Annotated in this window: 9 protein-coding genes; all 9 read left to right on the top strand. The window is 31.4% G+C overall.

Translation table 11 applies throughout. The features are described 5' to 3' along the window. On the top strand, positions 1–1,412 hold a 1,412-nt coding region (locus B4I81_RS09460), incomplete at its 5' end, for a SusC/RagA family TonB-linked outer membrane protein (protein ID WP_291110018.1). A 20-nt stretch (positions 1,413–1,432) separates the two neighbouring features. After that, positions 1,433–2,884: a RagB/SusD family nutrient uptake outer membrane protein gene (locus tag B4I81_RS09455; protein WP_291110016.1), complete on the top strand. Its 1,452-nt coding sequence runs from the start codon at positions 1,433–1,435 to the stop codon at positions 2,882–2,884. Positions 2,885–3,069: 185 nt separating this feature from the next. Further along, positions 3,070–4,485 carry a glycoside hydrolase family 30 protein gene (locus B4I81_RS09450; protein ID WP_291110013.1) on the top strand — a complete coding sequence of 472 codons (1,416 nt, stop codon included), beginning with the start codon at positions 3,070–3,072 and terminating at the stop codon, positions 4,483–4,485. A 12-nt stretch (positions 4,486–4,497) separates the two neighbouring features. Next, the gene (locus B4I81_RS09445) at positions 4,498–5,943 is read left to right on the top strand and encodes a glycoside hydrolase family 30 protein (protein WP_414655098.1); all 1,446 of its coding nucleotides are present in this window, start codon (positions 4,498–4,500) and stop codon (positions 5,941–5,943) included. Between the two features lies 1 nt (position 5,944). Then, on the top strand, positions 5,945–8,170 hold the full coding sequence (locus tag B4I81_RS09440; protein ID WP_291110010.1) for a glycoside hydrolase family 3 N-terminal domain-containing protein: 2,226 nt from the start codon (positions 5,945–5,947) through the stop codon (positions 8,168–8,170). Beyond that, positions 8,171–10,114: a sialate O-acetylesterase gene (locus tag B4I81_RS09435; RefSeq protein WP_291110008.1), complete on the top strand. Its 1,944-nt coding sequence runs from the start codon at positions 8,171–8,173 to the stop codon at positions 10,112–10,114. It begins immediately after the preceding gene. 11 nt (positions 10,115–10,125) lie between these two features. Further along, on the top strand, positions 10,126–10,839 hold the full coding sequence (locus B4I81_RS09430; protein ID WP_291110006.1) for a prolyl oligopeptidase family serine peptidase: 714 nt from the start codon (positions 10,126–10,128) through the stop codon (positions 10,837–10,839). A 217-nt stretch (positions 10,840–11,056) separates the two neighbouring features. Further along, positions 11,057–11,641, top strand: coding sequence for an RNA polymerase sigma factor (locus B4I81_RS09425; RefSeq protein WP_291110004.1), 585 nt, complete (start codon positions 11,057–11,059; stop codon positions 11,639–11,641). A 51-nt stretch (positions 11,642–11,692) separates the two neighbouring features. Then, positions 11,693–11,836: a hypothetical protein gene (locus tag B4I81_RS09420; protein ID WP_291110002.1), complete on the top strand. Its 144-nt coding sequence runs from the start codon at positions 11,693–11,695 to the stop codon at positions 11,834–11,836. Positions 11,837–11,846: the final 10 nt, after the last annotated feature.

Raw genomic sequence — 11,846 nt, 5'->3', positions numbered from 1 at the left:
GTTTTTCAATGCAAAGTAATAATTATTATAGAGATGCAAATTCAGGAACTGGTTTCGATATAAATCAAAGACATTATGATTACGCTGCTGCAACTAATCAAGCTTATGAATATAGAGAAAACAAAGTAAGAAGCTTATCTTATTTTGGTAGAGTAACATATTCTTTGAATAACAAGTATATTTTTAATGGGGTATTTAGAGAAAGTGGTGCGTCACAATTAGCTCCTGGAAATAAATGGGGATTTTTCCCAGGTGTATCAGCAGCATGGATTGTGTCTAATGAAGATTTCTTAAAAAATGTTACAACAATTAGTGAGTTGAAATTTAGAGCAGGTTGGGGAAAAACAGGTAATTTATCTGGTTTACCAGCATATTCTAGTTTCGATTTAAATTATACAAATCCTTTAACTAATTCTACAACATTAGATCAAATCGGTAATCCAGATTTAAAATGGGAAACAACAACTGATATTAACTTTGGTGTAGATTTAGGATTTTATGATAATAGAGTAAAATTTACTGCTGATATTTATAAAAAGAATACTAAAGATTTATTGCAAATTATTTACTTCCCAGGTTTCACAAAACCATATTATTACAATGCTGGTGAAGTAGAAAATAAAGGTTTAGAGTTAAGTTTAAACACAAAAAATTTAACAGGTGATTTTAAATGGAACTCAAATTTTAATATTTCTTTCAACAAAAACGAAGTAATAGCTTTAGGATTACTTAAAAGAATGTCTTTCCAAAATTTAACTTCTGTAGGAGAAAGTCCTATTTTATTAGCTGAAGGTATTCCATTGGGAAGTTTCTATGGTTATAAAGTTGATGGGGTAGACCCTGCTACAGGTTCATTAATGTATAAAGATATTAATGGTGATGGACAAATTTCTACTGATGATAGAACAATAATTGGAAATCCTAATCCAGATTATACTTTTGGATTTGGTAATAATTTTAGTTACAAAGGTTTTACACTTGATGCTTTAATTACAGGTTCTCAAGGTGGAGATATTTTTAACGCATCTAGAATGGATTTAACTTTGATGAATAATTATAATAATCAATCTACAGAGGTTTTAAATAGATGGACTACTCCAGGACAAATTACAGATGTTCCTAGAGCTAACGATCCAAATGCATTGCATGTTTCTGATAGATATGTAGAAGATGGATCATATGTAAGATTGAAAGCAGTTACTTTAGGATACCAATTTAAAATGGAAAGTTTAAAATTGGATTCTGTAAAATTATATGTAACTGGACAAAATTTATATACAATAACAAATTATAAAGGTTTCGATCCAGAAGTAGGTGCATTTAACAACGCAACAGGAATTGGACAAGGAATTGATTTAGGAACATATCCTCAGGTTAAAACATTCATTTTTGGACTTAAAGCAAACTTTTAATATTTAAATACTATATAATTATGAAATCACAAAAAAATTATTTAAAAGCACTTACCTTTTTAATGGTATTGTTTTTATCTTCATGTTCAGATTATTTAGATACAGAACCTATTACAGAAGAAGCAACTTCTTTAAATAACGGAATTGTAATTGAAGATGCAGCAGCTGCAGAATCAAGAATGAATGCGGTTTATGGAACTTTTGGTTCTGGATATTGGCAATTAGACTTTTTATTAGCTGGAGACGGTCAATCTGATAATGCTTACATTGGAGCAGATAATCCTGCAATTTTCCAATATGAAGCTTACCAAATGTTATCTACTAATTCTCAAATGAGAGGCGATTGGAATGATATTTATAATAACATAAATACATGTAATATTGTTATAAATTATGTTGATCAGGCATCAGATTTAAGTCAAACACGTAAAGATGAAATGGTTGGAGAAGCATCTTTAATTAGAGCTTTAAACCATTTTCAAGCTGCTCAATTATGGGGAGATTGTCCTATAGCAACTACAGCTATTTTTTCAATTTCAAGTAGTAATTTTGAAGAGGCTTTTAATGAATTATTTCCAGTAAGAAAACCTATAGCTGAAGTTTACGACCAAATTATTTATGACTGTTTAGTTGCTATCGAGAAAGCTCCTGATGGTTCTAATAAATTTAAAGCAAACAAAATGGGAGCTAAAGCACTTTTGGCTAAAGTGTATGCAACAATGCCAAATCCTGATTGGAATAAAACAATTCAATATTGTGATGAAGTAATTGGGGGAGGTTATACACTAATGCCAACATTTGATCACCTTTTTGATAGTGCTCACGAAGGTAATAATGAATCTATTTGGGAAGTTAATGGAGATGGTTGGGGAAGTCCAATTGGTGCTTGGAATACATTTATGTTCTTAGGAACTGATTGGAAAAAATTTAATGCTCCTTCACACAATTTGGTTCAAGCATTTATAAACAACGGAGATACTCAAAGAAGAGCTTCAACGATTACTACTGATAATGTTGGTTGGGCAGATAATTATTGGTCTTCAACAAATTATCCTTTTGCTTATAAAATGAGAGATACTAATGGAAATCAAAATTTCTATATTGCTCGTTTAGCCGATATTTTATTATTAAAAGCTGAGGCTTTAGCTAGTTTAGGAGATGTTTCAGGTGCTATGGCATTAGTGAATCAAGTAAGAACTAGAGCAGGAATTTCTACAATTACCGCTACTGATCAAGTAGAAGCAATTAATAAAGTACTTGAAGAAAGATTGATGGAATTAGCTTTTGAAGGTGATCGTTGGTTTGATTTAAAGAGAATGGGTAAAGCCGTTGAAATTTTATCTCAACAAAGAGATGGAAATGGAGTGGTTATTCCAACAGCTTCAAATATTAATCAAAATCGTCTTTTGTGGCCTATTCCACAAGATAAATTAGATGCCAACCCATTGCTAACGCAAAATCCTGGGTACTAATTTTTGATATTTTTAATCCATTAATGAAAACTCTTTTTGAGAAACTATCCAAATTGAAGTTTTCATTAGTGGATTTTATATTATTTTATCATAATCAAGCTATGTTTAGTTAAGATTATAAGCTATTGAATAAGAGAGAAAACTTCATGTAAATATTTTATTTACATTGAATTAATTATCATATAATGAAAAAAAATCTAGTATTGTTTTCGTGCATTTTATTGATTGCTTTTTTAGTTTCATGTTCTGGGCAATCAGCTATTTTTGAAAAAGAAGGTAATGTTGAAGTTTGGATTACAAAAGCTGATGAATCAGTAAAATTGCAAAGACAAGAAATAAATTTAAGATTCAATACCAGTGATAATACCTATCCTAGTATTGAAATTGATCCTTCTAAAACCTTTCAGAGTATTGACGGTTTTGGATATACTTTAACGGGTGGTAGTGTAGAAGTTATCAATAAATTAGCCCCTGAGAAAAGAAAGCAATTGCTACAAGAACTTTTTGGAAATTCAGTCAATTCCATTACAGTTAGTTATTTAAGATTGAGTATTGGCGCCTCTGATTTAGATGGAACTGTTTTTTCATATGATGATGTTCCTGCAGGAGAAACGGATATTACATTGTCAAAATTTAGTTTGGAAGCTAACAATGATTTAATCAAAATGTTACAAGATATTTTAGCAATAAATCCAAACATTAAAATTATCGCAACACCTTGGTCGCCACCCATTTGGATGAAAGACAACAATAGCAGTATTGGTGGAAAATTACAACCGAAATATTATAGCGTTTATGCGCAGTATTTTGTAAAGTACATCCAACAAATGCAATTGAAAGGAATTACTATTGATGCAATTACGCCTCAAAACGAACCTTTGCATCCAGGTAATAATCCGAGTTTAAGCATGACGGCTTCTGAACAAACCGATTTTATCAAAAATCATTTGGGTCCTGCTTTCAAAAATGCGAAAATCAAAGCAAAGATTATTGCTTACGATCACAATTGCAACAAGCCAGAATATCCTTTGGAAGTTTTAAATGATCCAATGGCAAATCCTTTTGTTGACGGATCTGCTTTTCATCTTTACGAAGGCGATATTTCGGCATTAAGTGTTGTTCATAATACTCATCCTAATAAAAATTTGTACTTCACCGAGCAATGGACAGGTTCTGAAGGTACTTTTTCAGGCGATTTAATTTGGCATACTAAAAATGTTATTATTGGTTCCATGCTCAATTGGAGTAAAATTGCATTAGAATGGAATGTAGCTAATGATAGCAATTTTGAGCCTCATACGCCAGGTGGTTGTACACAATGTAAAGGCGCATTAACTATTGAAAATAGTGAGACTTATAAAAGAAATGTAGGCTATTATATTATTGCGCAAGCTTCAAAGTTTGTTCCAATGAATTCAGTACGAATAGCTTCAAATCAGTTACCAAATTTACCTAACGTAACGTTTAAAACACCAACAGGAAAAACAGTTATTATTGTTTTAAATGAAAATACTTCAACGGAAAATTTTAATATAAAAATAAACGGAAAATGGGTTACAACTTCTCTTGACGGAGCAACAGTTGCAACTTATGTTTTTTAACAAAATAAGATCATGAATAAAATAATGATTTTACTTTTTAGTGCTTTGATGGCAATAGGTTGTTCATCATCTAAAGAAACTAATACAAGTAACCCTAATACAATAGAAGTCTATACTTCTGCAAATGGAACCAATCTGAGATTATCGAAATCAAATAATCAATATACGGTTAAGGAAGTAAATCAACCTTTAGAAACGCAAACTTGTGTTTTTGTTAATCCAAATAAAGAATTTCAAACATTTCTAGGAATTGGAGGAGCAATTACAGATGCTTCAGCAGAAGTATTTGCTAAACTTTCACCAGAAAAGCAACAAGAGTTTTTAAATGCATATTTCAGTGAAAAAGATGGAATTGGATATTCTGTTCTTAGAACAAATATGAATAGCTGCGATTTCAGTTCGGCAAGTTATACCTATGTACAAGATGGTGATAAAGATTTGAATTCTTTTGATATTTCTATCGATAAGAGATTCAAAATTCCAATGCTTAAAAAAGCAATGAATTTAATAGGTTCTAAAGCTTCATTTTATATCAGTCCGTGGTCGCCACCAGCTTTTATGAAAGACAGCAATAATATGTTACGAGGCGGAAAGTTATTGCCTCAATATTATCAATCTTGGGCTAATTATTATGTGAAATATATTGATGCTCTTCAAAAAGAAGGTTTGCCAGTTTGGGGATTAACCGTTCAAAACGAACCTATGGCGACTCAAATTTGGGAATCGTGTATATATACTGCAGAAGAAGAGCGAGATTTTTTGAAAAATTACTTAGGACCAACACTTAAAAAAGCGGGTTTTGGAGATAAAAAAATCACTATTTGGGATCATAACAGAGATTTAATAACGCAAAGAGCAAGTACAGTTTTAGATGATAAAGAAGCGAGTAAATATGTTTGGGGTGTTGGATTTCATTGGTATGAAAACTGGAGTGGAGGAGAACAAATGTATCAAAATGTTGGTATTGTAAACGAAATGTATCCTGATAAAAACATATTTTTCACAGAAGGTTGTGTTGAAAAATTTGATGCTGCTAAATATCATTTATGGGTTAATGGAGAACGTTACGGAAAATCTATGATTAACGATTTCAATAATGGAACTGTGGGTTGGACTGATTGGAATATTTTATTAGACGAAAATGGTGGTCCTAATCACGTAAAGAATTTCTGTTTTGCACCAGTTCATGCGGATTTACAAACAGGTGAATTAATTTATACACCTTCATATTATTTTATTGGTCATTTTTCAAAATTCATTAAAAAAGGTGCGAAACGTATAAGTAGTTCGGCAAGTAGAAGTGGTTTATTGACAACTTCATTTTTAAATCCTGACGGCAAAATGGTTACAGTTGTTATGAATGAAAGTGACAAACAAGTCAATTACCTTTTATGTGTAGGTACTAAAGCCACTGAAATTATTATTTTACCAAAAGCAATTCAAACCATTATTCATTAAAATGAAAAAAATAGCCCTAATATTTGTTTTACTGTTTTGTTTTACTTCAATTTATTCTCAACAAAACGAGATAGATAGAAAAGTAAAAGAATTATTACAAAAGATGACTTTGGAAGAAAAGATAGGTCAACTTAATCAATATTCTGGAGATAGTGAAGCAACAGGTCCAATTACAATAAATCCAAATAAACAAAGCGAAATTAAAAACGGACAGTTAGGCTCTATGCTTAATGTTAAATCTGTTGAACATACTCAACAATTTCAAGAGCTTGCTATGCAATCGCGTTTAAAAATTCCATTACTTTTTGGTTTAGATGTAGTTCATGGATATAAAACAACTTTTCCTATTCCTTTGGCAGAAGCGGCAAGTTGGGATTTAGAGGCTATTGAATTAAGTGCACGAGTTGCTGCGGTTGAAACATCTGCTTCAGGTATACATTGGACATTTGCACCAATGGTTGATATCAGTAGAGATCCAAGATGGGGTAGAGTAATGGAAGGAGCAGGAGAGGATACTTATTTGGGTTCAAAAATAGCGTATGCGCGTGTTAAAGGTTTTCAAGGAAATAATATTGGGGATACTGACGCAGTTATGGCATGCGTAAAACATTTTGCTGCTTATGGAGCTGCGGTTGGAGGAAGAGATTATAATTCTGTAGATATGAGTTATAGAATGCTATGGGAAACTTATTTACCTCCTTTTAAAGCCGCTTTGGATGCCGGAGCAGCTACTTTTATGAATTCATTCAACGATTTAAACGGAATTCCTGCTACAGGAAATACCTACTTACAAAGAGACATTTTAAAAGGAAAATGGAACTTTAAAGGTTTTGTAGTTTCAGATTGGGGTTCTATTGGTGAGATGATTGCTCACGGATATTCTAAAGATAGTAAGGAAGCTGCTTTTCAAGCAATAACAGCAGGTTCGGATATGGACATGGAAAGTAATGCATATCGTAACAATTTAGCAGAGTTAGTTAAGGAGAATAAAATCTCAATTGATGTTATCGATGATGCGGTGAGACGTATTTTATATAAAAAATTTGAATTAGGCTTATTCGATGATCCTTTTAAATTTTCAAATCCTGAACGTCAAAAAGCAGCTCTTACTAATCTTGAACATACTAAAGCAGCAAGAGAAGTTGCTTCAAAAAGTATCGTATTATTAAAGAATGACAAAAACATATTACCGCTTTCTAAAGATACCAAAACCATTGCTTTTATTGGTCCAATGGTAAAACCTAAGCGAATCAATCATGGCTTTTGGGCTATTAATTTAAAAGATGTTGATTCTACTTATATTGTTTCGCAATGGGAAGGTTTGCAACGAAAAGTAGGTAAAAATACAAAACTACTTTACGCAAAAGGATGTTCCGTAGAAGGTACTGATAAATCGGGTTTTAAAGAAGCTATTGCAGTAGCTAAAAAAGCAGATGTGGTGATTCTTAGTATTGGTGAAGCTTTCAATATGAGTGGTGAAGCTAAAAGTAGAAGTACTATTCAACTGCCTGGAGTTCAGGAAGATTTAATCAAAGAATTGCAAATAACAGGTAAACCTATTGTTATTCTTATAAATGCAGGACGTCCGTTAGTATTTAATTGGACAGCAGAAAATATGCCTACCATTGTTTATACGTGGTGGTTGGGTTCTGAAGCTGGAAATGCTATTGCCGATGTTCTTTTTGGGGATTATAACCCATCTGGGAAATTACCAATGACTTTTCCAAGAACTGAAGGTCAAATCCCAATTTATTACAATCATTTCAATACGGGAAGACCATCAATTAATGAAGATAAAGTTTATAAATCAACTTATATAGATTTACCAAATTCACCTCAGTTTCCGTTTGGTTTTGGATTGAGTTATACAACTTTTCAATATTCAGATTTAAAATTGTCTACTCAAAAAATTAAAAGTTCCGAAACTATTGAAGTAACTTTCAAACTTACGAATTCTGGAAAATTTGAAGGAGAAGAAGTAGTTCAGTTGTATCTTCGTGACAAAGTTGGTTGTGTGGTGCGACCAATAAAAGAATTAAAAGATTTCGAAAAAGTAAAGTTAGCTGTAGGAGAAACTAAAACTATTACATTTATTATAGATAAAAGCAAACTTTCTTTTTATAACGATAAACTTGAATACATTACAGAAGCTGGTGAATTTGATTTGATGATTGGTTCCTCTTCTGAAGATATTCGATTAATAAGTAATTTTGAATTAGTACAATAAATGAAATTAAAATATAGCCTTATCGTTTTATTGCTTTCCACAGTAATAGCAAAAGCGCAAACTTCTGTAGCTTCCATTTTTTCGGATAATATGGTGCTACAACGCAATGCAAAAATTCCAGTTTGGGGATTAGATAAACCAAACCAAACGGTTACGGTAAAGTTTCATCATCAAACTAAAAAAGTTAAAACCAATAAAGATGGTAAATGGACGGTTTATTTGAATAATGAATCTACTGGCGGACCTTATGTTTTGACTATTCAAGGAAGCAGTCTAATCACAATCAGCAACATTTTAGTGGGAGATGTTTGGCTTTGTTCTGGACAATCCAATATGGAATGGACGGTTGAACAGTCAAATAATGCAAAGAATGAAATCGCAGAGGCAAATTTTCCTACGATTCGTCATATTAATATTCCTAACGAAATCAATTCGATTCCAAGTTCGAGTTTTAAAAATACCACTTGGCAAGTTTGTTCACCTAATACAGTAGCCGAATTTACAGCTGTTGGTTATTTTTATGCCAAAGAAATAACGCAAAAATTAAATATTCCTATAGGTTTAATTAATGCTACTTGGGGCGGAACCAATATTGAAACTTGGATTAGCAGAGAAGGTTTTGAAAGCAGCGATGAATTCAAAGAAATGATTGCTCAAATGCCAAAAGTAAATATCGATTCGTTGTTAGAAAGCAAAATGATATTGGCTAAAAAAAGAATTGAAGCCATTCAAAAAACAAAATTTACAACAGATAAAGTTCCTTTTTACAGAGATTTGAATTTTGAAGATAGCCAATGGTTAACGTTGAACCAACCGCAACCTTGGGAAGAACAAATTCTTGGCAATTTTGACGGCGTGGTTTGGCTTAGAAAACACTTTACATTAACGGAAAAAGTGAAATCAGCGGTTTTAGAAATTCCTGCAATTGATGATAATGATGAAACCTATGTAAATGGTGTAAAAGTTGGAAAAACTAACGGTTGGGACGCTAAAAGAAGTTATATTATTCCAACAGAAATTCTGAACGTTGGTGATAATATAATTGCCGTTAGAATTACTGATACAGGTGCTGGCGGAGGTATGCATGGCGATAGTAAAGCTTTAAAAATTATAACAGATAAAGAAGAAATTCCTTTAAGTGGTGATTGGAAATTTCAAGTAGAATCTATTTTAGATAATGTTAACCAAAACGAATTTCCGTCGTTGTGTTACAATGCAATGATCAATCCGCTTATTCCTTTTGCTTTTAAAGGTGTCATTTGGTATCAAGGAGAAAGTAATGAACCAAGAGCATATCAATACAAAAAAGCGTTTCCATTGTTGATTGAAGATTGGCGCAAAAAATTCAATTCTGATTTTCCGTTTTATTTTGTTCAATTGGCAAGTTTTGCAACAAAAGGAAATAGTAACGAAGGTTGTGCTTGGGCTGAAATTAGAGAAGCGCAAACCAATACTTTAAAACTGAAAAATACTGGAATGATTGTTACGACTGATTTGGTTACTAATCCGTATGATATTCATCCAACTAATAAACAAGATGTTGGAAAACGTTTGGCGGCTGTAGCTTTACACAATACATACAATCAGAAATCGGTTAGTTTTTTGGGACCAACCTTCAAATCATTTGAAAATAAAGACGGAAAAGCAATTTTGACTTTTGACAATGTAGGTTCGGGATTAATGACAATCGATAAATATGGTTATATAAAAGGTTTTGAAGTTGCCGGAGCAGATAAAGTTTTTCGTTTTGCAAAAGCTGTTATAGAAGACAATAAAGTTGTTTTAACTTGTGATAAAGTAAATCATGTTGTTGCAGTTCGATTTGGTTGGATGGGCGATGCATCAGAATGTAATCTATTTAATCAAGAAGGATTTCCAGCTGCTCCATTTAGAACCGATGATTGGAAATTAAGTACAGAATCTGTGAAATATATAATCAAGTAAATCCATAGTAAATGAAAAAAGTAACATTAATATTTTTTGTGATAATAAACACTTTTTACGGACAAACTGAGTCAAGGAGTTTTATTAAAGATAAAATATGTAATGATTTTTCTTTGAATTACATTTTATCTAAACCTCAAAATACCAATGATTTAAAACCATTAATTGTTTTTTTACATGGATCAGGAGAAAGAGGAACAGATTTGAATAAACTAAGTATTCATGGACCACTAAATTATATTAAAACGAATAAACTTGATGCATATATTTTAGTTCCTCAATGTCCTCAAGATAAATATTGGGATTCAGAACAATTATTTTTATTAATTCAAAAGATAATTCAAGAAAATAAAATTAATAGTTCAAAAATATATTTAACTGGTTTAAGTATGGGAGCGTGGGGTGCATGGAATTTAGTTTTTGAACACCCAGATTTATTTGCTGCAATGGTTCCAATTGCAGGATTTGTTGATAGGGTACCAATGGTTGAAAATTGTAAAATTAAAAACATCCCAATAAGGATTTATCATGGTCAACAAGATGATGTGGTAAGTGTAAATTATGCTATTGCCATTTATGATAAATTAAAAGACTGCCATAACGATATAAAATTAGAAATTTTTGAAGATGCTAATCATGATAGTTGGACACGAGTTTATAATAATCCCGAAATTTATGAATGGATGTTACAACAGGATAAGAATAAAAACAATTCAAAAGAATAATAGACATAACTCAATCTTATACTCTATAAATATTAAATTTTGATGTGTTAAACGTACTATTTGTTTTTTTCTTTTAATTAAAATGTTAAAATTGCTAGTAAAGTTTGTTTTTTAATTAAATTTTATGTTAAATTTGGTTTATTAATCACAAAAAACGATTGCCTATATAGTAAAAATACTTTTAGAACCCGACTTTAATTGACTAAAAGGTATTATTATGGCTAATCTTGTACTTCCTGATGCAGTTTTGGTGAAGAATTATTTAAGCGGAGATGAGTCTGCTTTGGCTTCATTGATTGAAAGACATCAATCCAAAATCTTCGGATTTATTTATTCTAAAGTGAACGATAGAGATTTATCCGACGATATTTTTCAAGACACCTTTATCAAAGTAATTAAAACACTAAAATCACAATCGTATAACGAAGAAGGAAAATTTTTGCCTTGGGTAATGCGTATTGCTCATAATTTGGTAGTAGACCATTTTAGGAAAGCAAAGAAAATGCCCTTTCAACGAGAGACAGAAGAATATTCTATCTTCAACTACATGACAGATAATAGTTTGAATATTGAAGGACAAATTATATCTGAACAAGTAGAAACCGATTTAGCTAAGTTATTAGATGAACTTCCGCAAGATCAAAAAGAAGTTTTAATAATGCGTATGTATCAAGATCTAAGTTTTAAGGAAATAGCTGATTTAACAGGTGTTAGTATTAATACAGCCTTAGGTAGAATGCGATACGCTTTGTTGAATTTGAGAAAAATAATAGAAAAAAATCAAATTGTTTTAACTAATTAATACTAAAAGTAAAGTTTTTTCGTTGTTTATTTATAAACTAAATTGTAATAAATGACAAAACTTTACTCTAAAAACAAATTAGCGAATCTAGACATGAAACCTAAAAAAGAAACGATTTCGTTTTTACTCAATTATTCAAAAGCATTGAGTATTCACAAAGTAGGAAATTCAAGTTTTGAAATCATCGCTAATTAAGGAAAATGCC

It is taken from the genome of Flavobacterium sp. UBA6195, assembly GCF_002422095.1.
Lineage (GTDB): Bacteria > Bacteroidota > Bacteroidia > Flavobacteriales > Flavobacteriaceae > Flavobacterium.
The sequence above is the reverse complement of the archived record's forward strand: the minus strand, read 5'-3'. Positions and strand labels throughout refer to the sequence as shown.